This is a genomic window from Streptomyces sp. NPDC060064 (genome assembly GCF_042736455.1).
In the GTDB taxonomy this organism is placed as follows: Bacteria; Actinomycetota; Actinomycetes; order Streptomycetales; family Streptomycetaceae; genus Streptomyces.
This window is the reverse complement of the sequence record NZ_JBHWWF010000003.1, coordinates 187,008-202,738: the sequence shown is the minus strand read 5'-3', so window position 1 is coordinate 202,738 and position 15,731 is coordinate 187,008. Positions and strand designations below refer to the sequence as shown.

At 71.1% G+C, this 15,731-nt stretch carries 14 protein-coding genes; 6 read left to right on the top strand and 8 right to left on the bottom strand.

What is annotated here, in order from left to right; all coding sequences use genetic code 11:
* The first annotated feature begins 181 nt into the window (after nt 1–181).
* Nucleotides 182–1,813, top strand: a complete 1,632-nt coding sequence (locus ACFWDI_RS05205) for an FAD-dependent oxidoreductase (RefSeq protein WP_385301634.1) — start codon at nt 182–184, stop codon at nt 1,811–1,813.
* Nucleotides 1,814–2,129: 316 nt separating this feature from the next.
* Nucleotides 2,130–4,832, top strand: coding sequence for a SpoIIE family protein phosphatase (locus ACFWDI_RS05200; RefSeq protein ID WP_385301425.1), 2,703 nt, complete (start codon nt 2,130–2,132; stop codon nt 4,830–4,832).
* A gap of 83 nt (nt 4,833–4,915) precedes the next feature.
* Here ACFWDI_RS05200 and ACFWDI_RS05195 read toward each other — a convergent pair whose 3' ends face one another.
* From ACFWDI_RS05195 to ACFWDI_RS05185, 3 genes are all read right to left on the bottom strand, one after another.
* Nucleotides 4,916–5,644 (bottom strand): DUF1775 domain-containing protein, encoded by a 729-nt coding sequence (locus ACFWDI_RS05195; protein ID WP_385301424.1) that lies wholly within the window; start codon nt 5,642–5,644, stop codon nt 4,916–4,918.
* Nucleotides 5,645–5,713: 69 nt separating this feature from the next.
* A complete protein-coding gene (locus tag ACFWDI_RS05190) occupies nt 5,714–6,304 on the bottom strand; it encodes a hypothetical protein (RefSeq protein WP_385301422.1) in 591 nt (196 codons plus the stop codon).
* A gap of 175 nt (nt 6,305–6,479) precedes the next feature.
* Nucleotides 6,480–7,055 (bottom strand): histidine phosphatase family protein, encoded by a 576-nt coding sequence (locus tag ACFWDI_RS05185; protein WP_327326741.1) that lies wholly within the window; start codon nt 7,053–7,055, stop codon nt 6,480–6,482.
* Nucleotides 7,056–7,317: 262 nt separating this feature from the next.
* Here ACFWDI_RS05185 and ACFWDI_RS05180 point away from each other — a divergent pair, with 262 nt between their 5' ends.
* Nucleotides 7,318–7,530, top strand: a complete 213-nt coding sequence (locus ACFWDI_RS05180) for a CbtB-domain containing protein (protein WP_385301421.1) — start codon at nt 7,318–7,320, stop codon at nt 7,528–7,530.
* Between the two features lie 21 nt (nt 7,531–7,551).
* Complete coding sequence (locus ACFWDI_RS05175) at nt 7,552–8,325, top strand: CbtA family protein (RefSeq protein ID WP_385301420.1); 774 nt, start codon at nt 7,552–7,554, stop codon at nt 8,323–8,325.
* A 102-nt stretch (nt 8,326–8,427) separates the two neighbouring features.
* On the opposite strand, the gene ACFWDI_RS05170 is transcribed toward ACFWDI_RS05175, so the two are convergent.
* From ACFWDI_RS05170 to ACFWDI_RS05160, 3 genes are all read right to left on the bottom strand, one after another.
* The gene (locus tag ACFWDI_RS05170) at nt 8,428–9,315 is read right to left on the bottom strand and encodes an ABC transporter substrate-binding protein (RefSeq protein WP_385301419.1); all 888 of its coding nucleotides are present in this window, start codon (nt 9,313–9,315) and stop codon (nt 8,428–8,430) included.
* A 112-nt stretch (nt 9,316–9,427) separates the two neighbouring features.
* Nucleotides 9,428–10,549, bottom strand: a complete 1,122-nt coding sequence (locus tag ACFWDI_RS05165; protein ID WP_385301418.1) for a sensor histidine kinase — start codon at nt 10,547–10,549, stop codon at nt 9,428–9,430.
* 5 nt (nt 10,550–10,554) lie between these two features.
* Nucleotides 10,555–11,325 carry a response regulator transcription factor gene (locus tag ACFWDI_RS05160; protein ID WP_385301417.1) on the bottom strand — a complete coding sequence of 257 codons (771 nt, stop codon included), beginning with the start codon at nt 11,323–11,325 and terminating at the stop codon, nt 10,555–10,557.
* Nucleotides 11,326–11,468: 143 nt separating this feature from the next.
* Between ACFWDI_RS05160 and ACFWDI_RS05155 the strand changes: the two genes are divergently transcribed.
* Complete coding sequence (locus ACFWDI_RS05155; protein ID WP_385301416.1) at nt 11,469–11,864, top strand: VOC family protein; 396 nt, start codon at nt 11,469–11,471, stop codon at nt 11,862–11,864.
* On the opposite strand, the gene ACFWDI_RS05150 is transcribed toward ACFWDI_RS05155, so the two are convergent.
* Together ACFWDI_RS05150 and ACFWDI_RS05145 are read right to left on the bottom strand one after the other, a co-directional pair.
* On the bottom strand, nt 11,804–12,574 hold the full coding sequence (locus tag ACFWDI_RS05150) for a DUF6597 domain-containing transcriptional factor (RefSeq protein WP_385301415.1): 771 nt from the start codon (nt 12,572–12,574) through the stop codon (nt 11,804–11,806). The genes ACFWDI_RS05155 and ACFWDI_RS05150 overlap by 61 nt on opposite strands.
* Nucleotides 12,575–12,675: 101 nt before the next feature.
* The gene (locus ACFWDI_RS05145) at nt 12,676–13,857 is read right to left on the bottom strand and encodes a YihY/virulence factor BrkB family protein (RefSeq protein ID WP_385301414.1); all 1,182 of its coding nucleotides are present in this window, start codon (nt 13,855–13,857) and stop codon (nt 12,676–12,678) included.
* 17 nt (nt 13,858–13,874) lie between these two features.
* On the opposite strand from ACFWDI_RS05145, the gene ACFWDI_RS05140 reads away from it, so the two are divergent.
* A complete protein-coding gene (locus ACFWDI_RS05140; RefSeq protein WP_385301413.1) occupies nt 13,875–15,509 on the top strand; it encodes an acyl-CoA dehydrogenase family protein in 1,635 nt (544 codons plus the stop codon).
* Nucleotides 15,510–15,731 lie beyond the last annotated feature (222 nt).

The following is a 15,731-nucleotide window of genomic DNA, read 5'->3' as shown; positions in this document are numbered from 1 at the left end:
CGGATACGGACGGTCCGCCTCCCATGTGTTGGGGGGCGCTCCCGCAACCGATCGTGGTCCGGTACCACGAGTGGCGCGAGAGCTGAGAACCATGCGGGTGAATGCGGGAGCAAACGGCTTCCGTAGAGGGCATGAAAGTTCCATCCCCCTAGGGCGGCAGGAGCTGGAGCAACTCATGGAATTGGAAGAGAACATCGACCACCGCGTGCCGGTCCTGATCGTGGGCGGGTCCTTGGTGGGCCTGTCCACCTCGCTGTTCCTGGGCCGCCTCGGCATCAGTCACCTGCTGATCGAGAAGCACTCAGGCACTTCGAAGCACCCGCGTGGACGCGGGAACAACGTTCGGACGATGGAGCTGTTCCGCGGCGCCGAGGCAGAGCCGGAGATCCGGCAGGCCGCATCGGTCCTCGCGGAGAACCACGGCATCCTGCAAGCGGGATCGCTGACCGGCGACGACCAGGAGTGGCTGTTCAAGGAGATCGACCCCGGTGGTGCGCTCGCGCGCTTCAGCCCGAGCTCGTGGTGCCTGTGCAGTCAGAACGACCTCGAACCCGTGCTGCTGTCCTGCGCCCGGAAGGAGGGCGGCGACCTGCGGTTCTCCACCGAACTGATGACCTTCGAGCAGGACGCGACGGGCGTGAGCGCGGTCATGAAGGACCGGGAGACCGGCAAGCACACCAAGGTGCGCGCGGACTATCTCGTCGCGGCCGACGGGCCGCGGAGCCCTATCCGGGAGCAGCTCCGCATCGGCCAGACGGGCCACGGCGACCTGTTCCACAACGTGAGTATCACCTTCCGTTCGCGGCGGCTCGCGGAGGCGCTGGGCGACCGGCGCTTCATCTGCTGCTACCTCACCAACCCCGAGGCGGACGGCGCTCTGCTGCCGGTGGACAACAAGGAGCAGTGGGTGTTCCACGCGCCGTGGCACCCGGAGCAGGGCGAGACGCTCGCGGACTTCACCGACGAGCGGTGCATCGAGCACATCCGCCGGGCAACGGACGTGTCAGGCATGGATGTTGAGATCACCGGCATGGCGCCGTGGCACGCCGCGGAACGGGTCGCCGAGCGGTACTTCTCGGGCCGGGTCTTCCTTGCCGGGGACTCGGCTCACGAGATGTCCCCGACCGGAGCTTTCGGCTCCAACACCGGAATCCAGGACGCGCACAACCTCGCCTGGAAGCTCGCGGCGGTGCTGGAGGGCGCGGCGGGGCCGGAACTGCTCTCGACGTACGAGTCCGAGCGGCTGCCGGTGGCGCGCGCGACGAGCGAGCGCGCGTCGGCCCGCTCCGCCGAGCACAGCCACCCGGGGTACGCGCCCGTCGCCACCCCGGGCGGCGGGCGGCAGGGCGGGATCCTCAATGTGGCCATGGGCTACGGCTACCCCCACGGCGCCGTCCTGGGTGTGGACCCCGAACGGCCCGTGGTGCCCGAGCGAATGCAGCTGACGGGCGAACCCGGCACCAGGTCCCCCCATATGTGGGTCGTCGGATCGGGTGAGCGGATGTCCACGCTGGACCTCTACGAGCGGGCGTTCGTGCTGCTCAGCTCGGAGGGCACGGCGTGGCGTGCGGCGGCCCGGAAGGTCGCCGAGCTGCTGTCCGTGCGGCTTGACGCGTACGCGATCGGTGCGGGACCGGACGCCGACCTGACGCCCGGGAACGGGGCCGACTGGGCCGAGACGCACGGCACGACGGCGGATGGCGCGCTGATCGTACGCCCGGACGGCTTCGTCGCCTGGCGGTCGGCGGGCGCGGTGGCTGATCCGGAGGCCACCGTCCGCGAGGTCATGACGAAGTTGCTGTACCGCGACTGACCGCAGCGCCGAAAGCCGCACTGGCCAGACCAGACCCGGCCCGCATCCGGCAGCACCAGCACCGCCCCCGACAGCGGGTGCGGGCGGGTGAGGCCGGTGCGGGCCGAGGTGATGTACGGATCCCGCAGGCACGCTCCCCGGGCTGCCCCCGACGCCTGGCGCCGCCCCGGCCCCGACCGACCTGTACCGGCCATGATCCACCTGGTCCAAAACCCGGCCCGGAGCCGCTGATTACGGCAAGTGCGTCGCGTGCGCGCCCCCTGCGATCTACGGTATGCGGATCGCCCAGCGTATGCCGGAGGTGTACAAATAGCACATGGCCGGACGCTACGGCCGCCCGCGCTCGGTTCTGAAGATGCGAACTGTCGCAGGTCAGGTCTTTCTCCTGCAGGTGGCGATCGTGGTGTTGCTCGTCGCCGCCGCCATGGCGGCGCTCGTGCTGCAGTCCCAGTCCGACAGTGAACGTGAGGCCCGCAATCGGTCCGTCGCCGTGGCCCAGACCTTCGCGCATTCACCCGGCATCGTGGCAGCCCTGTCCAGTCCCCACCCCACCGCGATACTGCAGCCCCTGGCCGAACGGGCACGCAAACGGTCCGACGTCGACTTCATCGTCGTACTGAGCACCGACGGAATCCGCTACACGCACCCACTTCCCGACCGGATCGGAAAGAAATTCGTCGGCAACCTCCAGCCGGCGCTGAACGGCGGCATCGTCACCGAGAAAATCGTCGGAACCATCGGGCCTCTGGTGCAGGCCGTGGTGCCCGTCACCGACACCCATGGCAAGGTCGTCGGCCTGGTTTCGGCCGGGATCACCATCGCGCATGTCAGCGGCGTCGTCCAGAATCAGTTCCCTCTTCTGTTCGGCGCCGCCGCCGCGCTGCTCCTCGTGACCGCGGGCGGAACGGCGCTGGTCAGCAGACGGTTGCGGCGCCAGACCCACGGTCTGGGCCCTGCCGAGATGACCCGGATGTACGAGCACCACGACGCCGTTCTGCATGCCGTACGGGAGGGTGTGCTCATCGTCGGCGGCGACGGACGGCTGCTCCTCGCCAACGACGAGGCGCGCCGGCTGCTCGAGCTCCCTGCGGACGTGGAAGGGGCCCCGGTCACCGAGCTGGGGCTGGATCCGCTCACCGCCCGGCTGCTGGTCTCGGGCAGGATCGCCAACGACGAGGTGTATCTGGTCGGAGAGCGGCTGCTCGCCGTCAACCAGCGCTCGACGGACCAGGCCGGCGGGCCGCCCGGCAGCGTGGCGACGCTGCGCGACACCACCGAACTGCGGGCGCTCTCCGGCCGGGCCGAGGTGGCGCGGGGGCGCCTGAAGCTCCTGTACGACGCCGGTACGGAGATCGGCACCACGCTCGACGTGGTGCGGACGTGCGAGGAACTGGCGGAGTTCGCCGCGGCCCGCTTCGCCGACTTCGCCACCGTCGATGTGGTGGAGGACGTGCTGCGTGGCGAGGAGCCGACGGGAGCCGGCCCGCAGATGCGTCGTACGGCTTTCAAGGGCCTCCGGGACGACACGGCGCTCTACCCGCTCGGCCAGCTGATCCGCTTCGTACCGTCCACCCGGCTGGGTTCCGGCATCGGGGCGGGAGAGGCTGTCCTGGAGGCGGATCTGGCGGCCTTCGGCGGCTGGCAGGAACAGGATCCGGAACGAGCCCGCAAGCTTGTCGCCGACTACGGAATCCACTCGATGATCGCGGTTCCGCTGCGCGCCCGCGGCGTCATTCTGGGCGTGGCGATGTTCTGGCGCTCGGAGAAGCCCGAGCCGTTCGAGGACGAGGATCTCTCGCTCGCCGAGGAGCTGGTCGCCCGGGCCGCGGTGAGCATCGACAACGCCCGGCGCTACTCGCGCGAGCACACCATGGCGGTGGCCCTGCAGCGCAGCCTGCTGCCGCGCGGCCTGCCGGAGCAGAACGCCATCGACGCCGCCTACCGGTACCGGCCCGCGCAGGCCGGGCTCGGCGGACTCGGCGGAGTCGGCGGCGACTGGTTCGACATCATCCCGCTGCCCGGCGCCCGGGTGGCGCTCGTGGTGGGCGACGTCGTAGGTCATGGGCTGCATGCCGCGGCCACCATGGGCCGGCTGCGGACGGCGGTCCACAACTTCTCCGCCCTGGACCTGCCGCCCGACGAGCTCCTGTGGCACATCGACGAGCTGGTCGCCCGTATCGACCAGGACGAGGCCGTGGACGGCTCCGAGGCGCGAGTCACCGGAGCCACCTGCCTGTACGCGATCTACGACCCGGTCTCCGGCCACTGCACCATGGCACGGGCCGGCCACCTCCAGCCCCTGCTCCTGCGGCCGGACGGCAGCGCGGAGTTCGCCGACGTACCGGGCGGCCCGCCGCTCGGGCTCGGCGGTCTGCCCTTCGAGACCCTGGAAATCCGGCTGCCCGAAGGCAGCGGACTGGTGCTGTACACGGACGGGCTCGTCGAGGACCGGCGCCGGGACATCGACGACGGCCTGGCCCTGCTCCGCCGTACGCTCTCCGACCACGCGGCCCGGACACCGGAGGAAACCTGCGAGGCGGCACTGCAAGCGCTGCTGCCCGAGAGCCCGAGCGACGACGTGGCACTGCTCGTCGGCCGTACGCGCGTGCTGGACTCCGGGCGAGTGGCGGACTGGGAGGTTTCGCCCGAGCCCGCAGAGGTGTCACGCGTACGAGCGGCTGTGGCCGAGAAGCTGGCGGAGTGGGGTCTGGCGGAGGAGGCATTCACCACCGAGCTGATCCTGAGCGAGCTGGTCACCAATGCCATTCGGTACGCCTCCGGCCCGATCCGCGTACGGCTGATCCGCGACCGCAGCCTGATCTGCGAGGTCTCCGACCACAGCAACACCTCGCCGCATCTGAAGCAGGCGGCGATCACGGACGAGGGAGGCCGGGGGCTGTTCCTCGTCGCCCAGTTCGCGGAGCGCTGGGGCACGCGGTACACCGCCGACGGCAAGGTCATCTGGACGGAACAGCCACTGCAGACCGACGGGTTGCCGGACCCCACAGGCGGACCGTGACCGGTCGGTGCGTCAGCCGTTGCCCGAACGCCGGGGACGCCCGGGCCGGGGTGCGGCAGCCTGCCGCGCCCCGGCCCTCCGGCTCAGGCCGATCCGGCGCCCGGACGGCGCTTGAACCACCACAGGCCGACGCCCGCGGCGATCACCACCACGACGGCGGCGACCGCGACGACAACCCCGCTGCCTCCGCCGTCGTCCTTCTTCTTCGCCGCCGACTGCTGCTGCTGCTGCTGTGAGAGCAACGGCGCGGGCGAGGCCTTACTCGGCTCCTTGCTGGGAGTGGGACTCGAGCCGGCATTGATCGGTGTCGAGCCCGGCGCGGCCGGCTTCAGGGTGAGCACCGGCGCCGGATTCTCCGGCTCCTGGGCGCCCTTGGGCACCTCGATCCAGCGGTCGATCTTTCCGTCGCCGTACGTCTCCACGGTCTTGAACACCAGCGACTTCACGTCCGGCAGTTGCGTCACCGTGATGCTGTGGACCACGTCCGTGCCGGTGGCCAGCGCCTTGCCACCGATGGTGTAGCCGCGTTCGCCCGGCGTGAGCTTCCAGCCGTCGGGCGCCTTCTTCAGCTTCACCGCATCCGGCGCGATGCCCTCGGGCAGGACGATCTGCAGTTTGGCGATGCCCGCAGTGTCCGACTCCGCCTCGGACGTGAACGTCAGCGTCACGTCCTTCGCCAGGGCCCGCTCGTCGGAGGCGGTCACTTCGACGTGGGCGGCGGCCGGACCGGCCACAGCGAGCACTGTGCCGACGGCCAGGGTGGCGACAAGCAACGACCGCCGGACGGCGGAAGGCAGGGGAAAGGTACTCATGGTGTGGATCTTCTCCTCGAAACTCGGAGGCAGCGCAGCCCTCGACAGGGCGAGAGGCCCGCTGGTCGGTCATGGACGGGACGGTGAGGGTGACAGTGACGGTCCATGACCGGGCGGCCCCCGGCGTACCACGATGTGCGCGAGGACGACGCACGCCGGCTCTCCTGGGAGCGGCCGCGATCCGGCGACTGCTGGAGCGGCGTCCGGGCAGCGGAACGCGTACGCACTCCACCGGCCGAGCAGGCGCGCCACGGTGTCGCGGACCGTGCCGGCGAGAAGGCCCACGAGCCGTGGGAGCGCCGCCAGTTGGTCGTCCGTCTGGTGCAGCAGCACCGCCACGGCCACGGCGGCCAGCGTGTGCGCCAGGAGCATCACGGCCGTGCCCGGATGCAGGCCGTGATCACCGGCCATCGGGTGGGCGGCTGCGTGCGGTGTGCCGTGCCGGCCGGGCCCGGCCGTCGCCAGCACCTGGTGGAGGACGAGCTGCGCGGCGCAGGTCGCGGTCACCACCACCGCGAGCGAACGCCGCCGCCCCGCCCAGGGCAGCGCCCCGAGGAAGGCTGCGCCGGCCGCGGCCGGCAGCAGCAGCCAAGCGACCGGTTTTCCGGACGCCACATGGTGTCCGACGCCGGCCAGGCCCATGCTCGCCAGTGCGAACACACCCGCCCGAGCGCCCCGCACACTCCACCGAGCGCGCGGCGCGCTGCGAGACGGAGGACGGAGGGTCTGCGGCATGCCGGGCCCATCATTCACGACCGGGAGGCCCGCGGGTGCCCCAACCTGCTGATCTCTCCGTACTGACCGCCGAAGGTCAGTCCGTACTGACCGCCGAAAGTCAGTCCGCGTCCGCCGCCAACGGCCGTCCGCAGCGCAGATTCCAGCGCCCGGCCCGTCCGCTGAGCTCGGTCAGGGTCAGGGGCGCGATGTCCAGCCGCCAGAACGCCTCCGCCGGCAGCGCCAGCGCATGCACGATCGCCGCACGCGCCACCGCGGGCTCGGTGACCGCCAGCACACGCCCGTCGGCCGACAGCGACTCGAGCCAGCCGCCGACCCGGGCGCACAGAGCCAGCAGCGACTCACCGCCGTGCGGAGCGGCCGAGGGATCGGTCAGCCACGCCGACACCGCCTCCGGCTCGCTCACGCTCACTTCTTCCAGCGTGCGCCCGCGCCAGCGGCCCATGTCCCAGTCCCCGAGCCGCAGTTCGGGATCGGCCCGCAGCCCCAGCACCTCGGCCGTCTCACGGCAGCGCGCGGACGGGCCGCTCACCCACCGGCCGGCGCGCGGCAGCGCACCGGCGGCGGCGCGGGCGCTGCGGACTCCCGCCTCGTCCAGGGGTACGTCCCCGTCGAAGCGCGCCCCGCGCAGCGCGGCACTCATCGCCGGTGAGACCAACATCACCCGTACCGTCATCCCGGACACTCCTCTCCGCCCGACGGCCCATGATGCAAGCACATCACGGGCGTTGAGGCGCCCCGGCATGCGCCCCTGCGCCGTAGCGGTGCAGGCCGCCAAGCGGTACGGTCTCGTGGACATGACGACGGTGTGACGGAAGTCCGGTGAGAATCCGGCACGGTCGCGCCACTGTGAACCCGTACCTCTGCGGGAAGTCAGACCCAGCACCTTCGTCTCAGGCACCACGATCGGGACGCGTGTTCCCCCAGGAGGTTCTGTCATGGCACAGACCGCTGCACCCGCCGCCGCACCGGCCATCACCCCCATCTCGCTGAAGGCAATCGCCCCGTGGGCACTCTTCTTCGGCGTGCTGATGCTCGTCCTGCTCTACTTCGTCGGCGCCGAGCAGGGCGCCACCGCGCTCATCTCCGGCGAGAGCGTGCACGAGTGGGTCCACGACGGACGCCACCTGCTCGGCTTCCCCTGCCACTGAGAACCAGGGGAACACTCACTCATGAACTCCATCTCTGTCAGAGCTCTGCTCGTCCGCGGCATGCTCGCCGGCCTCGTTGCCGGCTTCTTCGCCCTGGTCGTGGCCTACCTGCTCGGCGAGTCCCCCGTGGACTCCGCCATCGCTTTCGAGGAAGCACACAGCCATGAGCACGGCGGCGAGGAACTCGTCAGCCGTGCCATGCAGTCGACGGCCGGCCTCGCCACTGGTGTGCTGGTCTTCGGCGTCGCGATCGGCGGCATCGCCGCCCTCGCCTTCTGTGTCGCGCTCGGCCGCATCGGCCGGTTCGGCCCGCGCGCCACGGCCGCCCTGGTCTCCCTGGGCGCGCTGCTGGCCGTGTACGTCGTGCCGTATCTCAAGTACCCGCCGAACCCGCCGGCCGTCGGTGACCCCGAAACGATCGGCAAGCGCACCACCGTGTACTTCCTGATGATCGTGCTCAGCGTGCTGCTCGCTGTCGCAGCGGTGATCCTCGGGAAGCGGCTGGCTCCCCGGCTGGGCAACTGGAACGCGACCGTCGCCGCCGCGGCCGCCTTCATCGCGGCGGCCGGGCTCGCCTTCGCCTTCCTGCCCTCGTTCAACGAGGTGCCCAAGGGCTTCCCGGCCACGGTGGTGTGGGACTTCCGACTGGCCACGCTCGCCATCCAGGTCACCCTCTGGACGTTCTTCGGGCTGGTCTTCGGTCACCTCGCGGAGCGCCTCCTGGTGCCGAGTGCCGCCCGGACGGCGGCCGCGGGAAGCAGCACGCCCTCGCGGACAGCTTCTGCCGCGGGCTGACGCGACATATCAGCGCCATCAGAACCCGCCGGGGATTCCCCGGCGGGTTCTGGCGTTGCCGCGGGTTCCGGCGTTGCCGCGGCGGCCGGACGAGGCGGACGTTCAGCTGCCGGACGAGGCGGTCGCCTGCACCGCGTCCGCCACGGCGTCGAAGAAGCGCGCGTGTGCCAGATGGCTGCAGGGAACCTCAGGGTTCCACGGCACGATCCGGGCCCTGCCCGCGCATGCCTGCCACTCCTCGACTCCCTCCAGTGCACCGATCGGCAGGGCATTGGCCCGTACGTCCGTCAGCACAATGTCCGGCTCCAGTGACGCGGCCACCGTCCAGTCGACGGTGGACCAGTTGGCCCCCGGACCCCGCTCGGGCTCCACCAGGCCGATACCGCACTCGGCCAGCGCCCTGAGGTCCGGCCACGCGCGTGGCCTGGCGAGATGGACGCTCTCCGGCGTGCCGGGCGACAGGGCCAGGATCCGTAGGTGAGCGGCGTCGGCCGCCAGCGTGCGCAGCCGGCCTTCCGCGCGGTCGAGTTCCACCGCCCCCGACAGGTCCTGCTCGGCTCCGAGCGACCGGGCGAGCGCCGTGAACCGGTCCCGTACATCGGCGAGCGAACGCCCTTGGCCCACGTCGCACACCACCACGGGCACATGTTCCTCGATGTGCTTCGCCGTGTCCGGATCCAGGCCGTAGACCTGGTCGGAGCCGTAGCCGACGCCGACCACCAGGTCGGGTTCCGCGTCGAGGATCGCGTCCACCCCGACGCGGGTGCCCGATCCGAGGTACGCGATGTCCTCGAGCGGCAGCCTGCCTGCCTTCGCCGGGTCGGCGGTTTCGCCGTCGTGGTGGGATCCGAAGAGGCCCACCGGCCGGATGCCGTGGTCGAACAGGGTCGCTCCGGCCTGGATGTAGGCAACCAGCCGCGACGGCGTTTGCGCCGACGTCGCCGACCGCCCGCGATCGTCCAGGAATTCCCAATCCGTCTGTCGCGCCATAGGTCCCCACCCCTGCCTTCTGCCGGTTACAGATCGCGAGGCCTCCGCCCAAGGCCATCGACGTGTGACTGCCCGTCAGTCTCCGCGGTCACTCATACAGACGCTCGCTGTTTCAACCAAGTGGGGCTGCCGCGGCGGGCAGCGTCACCTCGAAGCGGCAGCCGCCCGTCACATTGCGTACGTCGGCGTGGCCGGCGTGCGCCTCGACGATGCCGCGGACGATCGCGAGGCCGAGACCGGCGCCTGCCGGGGGCGTACGGGCCTGAGTGCCGCGCCAGCCGGTGTCGAAGACGCGTGGGAGGTCCTCATCGGGAATGCCGCCGCAGCCGTCGGTGACGGAGAGGACGACCCACTCCTCGCGGCGTTCGGCAGCGACGGCGACCGTGCCGTCGGCGGGGGTCCGGCGGATCGCGTTGACCAGGAGGTTCGCCAGTACGCGGGTCATCTCCTTGCCGTCCACCTCGACCGGGACGGACTCGACGCTGTCGCCGACGAGGCGTACGCCGTGCTCGCGCGCCAGCGGGTCCGCGCCGGCGATCGCCTCGCCGATCAAGTCGTATACCGACATCCTGGTGGGGGTGAGGGCCAGCGTGCCGGCATGGATGCGGGAGAGCTCGAAGAGATCGCCCACCATGGAGTTGAGCCGGTCGACCTCGGTACGGATCTGGCGGAAGTAGCGCTCCGGGTCCTGGACGACACCGTCCTCCAGCGCTTCGGACATGGCGCGCAGCCCGGCCAGGGGGGTGCGCAGGTCGTGGGAGATCCACGCGACGAGCTCGCGGCGGGAGGTCTCCAGAGCGCGTTCACGCTCGCGGGACGCGGCGAGCCGGTCGCTGGTGGCGGCGAGTTCCCGGCTCAGTGCGGCCAGTTCCGCGGTGGAGGCGCCGTCGGGTGCGGCGAAGGAGCCACCGTCGCCGAACGAACGTGCCGCCAGGGCGAGTTCGCGGCTGCGGGCGACGACCCAGCGGCCGAGCAGCAGCGCGGTGGCGAGCGAGACGACCGCCGCCATCGCGACGACCGTGGTGACGACGGTGAGGTCGTGCGCGGACAGGAACATCGCCTGGGCGACGGCGAGTGTCCCGGCGAGCATCGCGGTGACGGCTACGGCGGCGACGATCGTGAGGGAGACGGCGACGGACCGGTGGCGCAGCGCCCGCAGGGCCACGGCCCCGAGCAGGCCGACGGCCGCGGCCCCGAGAAAGGCGAAGAGGGCGATGAGGAGCATGTCCCACACGACGATCAGGCCTCTTCCCGCGGCAGCTGCGAGGGCGATGGATCCCTCGGCTCGTCCCGCGCTACGTCTCGCGGTACGTCCCCGTCACCCGGCACATCGAAGCGGTAGCCCACGCCCCACACCGTCTGGATCAGTCGCGGCCTGGCGGGATCGTCCTCGATCTTGCCGCGCAGCCGGCGTACATGGACCGTGACGGTGGACAGATCGCCGAACTCCCAGCCCCATACGTCCTGCATCAGCCGCTCCCGGCCGATCGCCTCGCCCGGGTGCCGCATCAGATGCGCCAGCAGGTCGAACTCCCTCAGGGTCAGCGCCAGTTCATGGCCGTCCTTGGTGGCCCTGCGGGCGGTCGGGTCGAGGACGATGCCCGCGGCCGCCGGCCCCGGCCCGGCCCGCCGCTCCCCCGCCGCGGCCCCTCTGCGGAGTACGGACTCGACCCGCAGCACCAGCTCGCGCGGGCTGAACGGCTTGGTCACATAGTCGTCCGCCCCTATCTCGAGCCCCAGGATCCGGTCGTCCTCGTCGCCGCGCGCCGTCAGCATGATCACGGGTACGGCGGCGAGCGCACCGGCCCGTAGCCTGCGGCACACCTCCAGCCCGTCCATACCCGGCAGCATCAGATCGAGGACGACCAGGTCCGGCCGCCGCCCGGCGGCAAGCCGCAGCGCCTGCGGCCCATCGGCGGCCCGGTCCACGGCGAAGCCGGCGCGCTCCAGGTAGCCGGTGACGACCTCGGCGACGGTCGGATCGTCGTCGACGACCAGAATGTTGTGCATACGGTCAGTGTCCTCCGAGGAAGTGCGGTCGATCACGCGCGGCGCCTTACGGAACTATGACGTCCCGCGCCGATGACGTCCCGCGACGGAGGGACGTCCGATTCGTTCAAGACTCCGGGTCCCGGCCTGTCTACGTTGAGGTCATGACTCCACGACTCGACGCGATCGGCCTCGTCGCCTCCGACATGGCCGCCTCTCTCGCCTTCTACCGCCGACTCGGCCTGGACATCCCCGCCGACGCCGACACCGCGCCCCACGCCGAGGCGACGCTGCCCAGCGGGCTGCGCGTGCTGTGGGACACCGAGGAGACCATCCGTTCCTTCGACCCCGATTGGACCCGGCCACCGGGCGGCGGCGAACGGCTCGGGCTCGCCTTCGCCTGCGACAGCCCCGCCGAGGTGGACTCCGTCTACGCCGAGCTGACCGAGGCGGGATACCGGGGGCACCTCAAGCCCTGGAACGCCTTCTGGGGGCAGCGTTACGCGGTGGTCCTCGACCCCGACGGCTGCGGTGTCTCGCTGTTCGCCAGCGCCGAGTAGGCGCCGAGGGTGATTCCTGCCAGGTCGCGCATCTCGCGTGCGAGGTGCGCCTGGTCGGCGCAGCCCGCGCCGAGTGCCGCCTCGGCGTACGGCGCACCCTCCCGTACGAACGTCAGCGCCCGTTGCAGCCGCAGCACCCGGGCCAGCGTCTTGGGCCCGTATCCGAAGGCGTCCAGCGAACGCCGGTGCAGCTGCCGGGCGCCCAGGCCCACCGCGTACGCCGCCCCGGCCACCGTGCCGCCCGCCTCCAGCCGGCGCACCACCTCGCCCAGCAGCGGGTCCGGCGGCAGGGCCGCGTCCGCCCGCCCAAGCGCCACGGCCTCCAGCTCGGCCACCGGGTCCGGGGCCGCGTCGATCCGCGCGGTGAGCCGGCGCGCCTCGGCCCCGCCCCACACATCGGCGAGCTCGACCCGCCGGTCGCGCAGCTCGTACGCCGGTACGCCGAGAATCGCGGGCGCGGTCCCGGGCGCGAAGCGCACCCCCGCCCACCGGGTGCCGAGGCCGCTCCCGGGGGTGTGGGCGTGGGTGTCGGGTCCTGCCACGAGGAGCCGGCCCTCGAACCAGAGCAGGTCCATGCAGCCGTCGGGCAGGACGGGGTGGACCGCACCGGCGTACCGGTCCACGGTCCGCGTCCAGACGACGGCTCCTTCGAGCCGCGACGCCCATTCCTCGTACACCCTTACCAGGCTATCCCGCAGCTGCCCGCGCATGCCCGCGCGATCGAGAACGGCCCCTCGGTCCAACGCCGCTGATGTCGGGGGCTGTTATGAACGCGCTCAGGGGATTGACCCGCACGGACGCGGGGCCCGGCTCAGGGTTTCCGCTGCTGCCTGGTCTCCTTGTCACGGCTGCTCTCACGGCTCTCCCGGCCGTTCTCCCGACCCGCGTGCAGCCGCGACTTCACATCGTCCGGCGGCAGGAACCGCGACCACCGCTCCGGGAATTCCGATGGCATGGCCCCCTCGTCCTCGTCCTCGCTCTCGCCCTCCCCGTAGACCTGGGCGGCCTCCGCCCGGGCGAGGAGCTCTGCGGCGTTGAGCGCACGCATCCGCTCGTTGGCCGCGCGGGCCGCGGCCGTGGCGACCGACGGCCAGACCCGGTCGATGGCGGCATTGACCGCCGCGCCCACCAGGACCGCGAAGGCGGTCAGGCCGATCCACAGCAGGACGGCGATGGGCGCGGCGAGTGAGCCGTAGATCGTCGGGCCCTCGACCGTGCTGGTGAGGTAGATACGCAGCAGGAATGAGCCCAGCACCCACATCCCGAGCGCCACCAGCGCACCCGGGACGTCCTCGATCCAGGGCGAGCGCACCGGGACGGACACGTGGTAGAGCGTGGTGAGGAAGGCGATCGAGAGCAGACTGACCACCGGCCAGTACAGGACGCTGACGACTTCCGTGCCCCACGGAATGAACTCCACCACCCGGTCGGGGCCGACCACCGCCAGCGGCAGTACCACCGCGCCGATCAGCAGCGCCACGATGTAGAGCAGGAAGGCCAGCAGCCGGGTGGCGACGATGCCGCGCTGGCCGTCGAGGCCGTACATCACGGTGATCGTGTCGATGAAGACATTGACCGCCCGCGAACCGGACCAGAGCGCGATGGCGAAGCCGATGGAGATGACGTCCGGCCGGCCGCCGTGGGTGACGTCCTCCAGCAGGGGCCTGGCGATCTGGTTGACGCCCCGGTCGGAGAGCACCGTGCCGGCCGCTCTCAGGATGTTTTCCTCGATCGAGGCGACGGTGGTGGTGTTGGTCCACACGTCCACATAGCCGAGGAGACCGATCAGACCGAGCAGCAGCGGCGGCAGGGACAGCAGCGTGAAGAACGCCGCCTCGGCCGCGAGGCCCAGGATGCGGTACTCGATGCACGAGTTGACCGTGTCCTTCAGCAGCAACCATGCCATCTTCCGCTTGGAGACGTTGCGGTAGAGGACTCGGGCCCGGTGGAGTCGGCCCGATGGCCGCTCGGGTGTTTCATTTGCTGCCTGCACCTCCTTACCGTATCGGCATGGCAGCTATCACCCACACAGTGACCAACCAGGCTCCGCCCCTGGTCGGGTACGACGTCTTCAGCGCCGACCAGGCCCTCACGGAGGGCGTGGAACGGCATGTCGCGCCCGAATGCCTCGACGAGGCCCGAGAGGAGCTCGAGACGCTCGGCAGCACCGCAGGCTCCGCGCAGGCCCAGGAGTGGGGTGTGCAGGCCAATGAGAATCCGCCGAAACTGCGCACCCACGACCGGTACGGGAACCGGATCGACGAGGTCGACTTCCATCCCGCCTGGCACCGGCTCCTCGGCAAGGCCGTGTCGGCGGGGCTGACCAACGCCTGGGGCAGGCCGGCCGGGCATGTACGGCGTGCGGCCGGGTTCCTGGTGTGGACGCAGGCGGAGGCCGGGCACGGCTGTCCGGTGTCGATGACGCATGCGACGGTGCCCGCGCTGCGTACGGACCCGGCGCTGGCCGCGGAGTGGGAGCCGCGGCTGACCTCGCAGGTGTACGAGGAGGGGCTGCGGCCCGCCTCACTGAAGGCCGGGGCCCTGTTCGGCATGGGAATGACCGAGAAGCAGGGTGGCAGCGACGTCAGGGCGAACACGACGAGGGCCGAGCCGCTGGCCGGTGACGGGGAGTATCTGCTCACCGGTCACAAGTGGTTCTGTTCCGCTCCTATGTGTGACGGTTTTCTGGTACTCGCCCAGGCGGCAGGGGGTTTGACCTGCTTCCTGGTGCCCCGGGTGCTGGACGACGGGACCCGCAATGTGTTCCGGATCCAGCGCCTCAAGGACAAGCTCGGCAATAAGTCCAATGCGTCGAGCGAGATCGAGTTCGACGGGACATGGGCACGCCGGGTGGGCGACGAGGGTCGCGGGGTGCGCACCATCATCGAGATGGTGGCGGCGACCCGGCTCGACTGTGTCATCGGGTCGGCCGCGCTGATGCGGCAGTCGGTGGCACAGGCGATCCACCACTCCGCGTACCGCAGCGCGTTCGGCGGGCTGCTCATCGACAAGCCGCTGATGCGCAACGTACTGGCGGATCTGGCGCTGGAGTCGGAGGCCGCGACGACACTGGCGCTGCGGCTCGCCGCCGCGTACGACGCCGATACGGACGAGGAGCGGGCCTTCCTGCGGCTCGCGGTGCCCGCCGCCAAGTACTGGGTGACCAAGCGCTGTACGCCCACGGTGGCCGAGGCGCTCGAGTGTCTGGGCGGCAATGGCTACGTGGAGGAGTCGGGGCTGCCGCGGCTGCTGCGCGAGTCGCCGCTCAACTCGATCTGGGAGGGCTCGGGCAACGTGCAGGCGCTCGATGTCCTGCGTGCGCTGCAGCGGGAGCCGCAGGCCCTGAACGCCTTCCTGCAGGAGGTCGGCAAGGCGCGCGGCGCCGATCACCGGCTGGACGCGGCGATCAAGGACCTGCTGACCGAACTGGCCGATCTGAACGGGATCGAGGCGCGGGCGCGTCGACTGGTGGAGCGGATGGCGCTGGTGCTGCAGGGATCGCTGCTGGTGCGGTGGGCACCGCCGGAGGTGGCGGACGCGTTCTGCGCTTCACGGCTCGGCGGGGACTGGGGCACGGCCTTCGGCACGCTGCCGCACACACTCGATCTGGCGTCGGTCGTCGAGCGGGCGCGAGCCGTGGTCTGAGGCCCGCGCCGCCGACGGCTGTCGGGGTGGTGCTGCGCCGACACGGCACCACCCCGCGCGCTGTCATGCGCCCCGCAGTGCAGGGCAGTGCGGTGCATGACGACCGGCGAACCGGTGTTCCACCACCTTGATATATGTGCACGCCTGTACGCGAGAGTTGCAAGGGGTTGCAGTCTTGTGGCCCAAATCGCCACGCATTGCCGCGGGAAGGGGCACGATTGA

Coding starts and splice junctions, on each gene's coding strand:
- ACFWDI_RS05170 (WP_385301419.1), bottom strand. CDS start 9,315: ATGGCGCGACAGACGGATTGGGAATTCCTGGACGATCGCGGGCGGTCG.
- ACFWDI_RS05140 (WP_385301413.1), top strand. CDS start 13,875: ATGGCAGCTATCACCCACACAGTGACCAACCAGGCTCCGCCCCTGGTC.
- ACFWDI_RS05160 (WP_385301417.1), bottom strand. CDS start 11,325: ATGCACAACATTCTGGTCGTCGACGACGATCCGACCGTCGCCGAGGTC.
- ACFWDI_RS05200 (WP_385301425.1), top strand. CDS start 2,130: ATGGCCGGACGCTACGGCCGCCCGCGCTCGGTTCTGAAGATGCGAACT.
- ACFWDI_RS05175 (WP_385301420.1), top strand. CDS start 7,552: ATGAACTCCATCTCTGTCAGAGCTCTGCTCGTCCGCGGCATGCTCGCC.
- ACFWDI_RS05150 (WP_385301415.1), bottom strand. CDS start 12,574: ATGCGCGGGCAGCTGCGGGATAGCCTGGTAAGGGTGTACGAGGAATGG.
- ACFWDI_RS05195 (WP_385301424.1), bottom strand. CDS start 5,644: ATGAGTACCTTTCCCCTGCCTTCCGCCGTCCGGCGGTCGTTGCTTGTC.
- ACFWDI_RS05180 (WP_385301421.1), top strand. CDS start 7,318: ATGGCACAGACCGCTGCACCCGCCGCCGCACCGGCCATCACCCCCATC.
- ACFWDI_RS05155 (WP_385301416.1), top strand. CDS start 11,469: ATGACTCCACGACTCGACGCGATCGGCCTCGTCGCCTCCGACATGGCC.
- ACFWDI_RS05185 (WP_327326741.1), bottom strand. CDS start 7,055: ATGACGGTACGGGTGATGTTGGTCTCACCGGCGATGAGTGCCGCGCTG.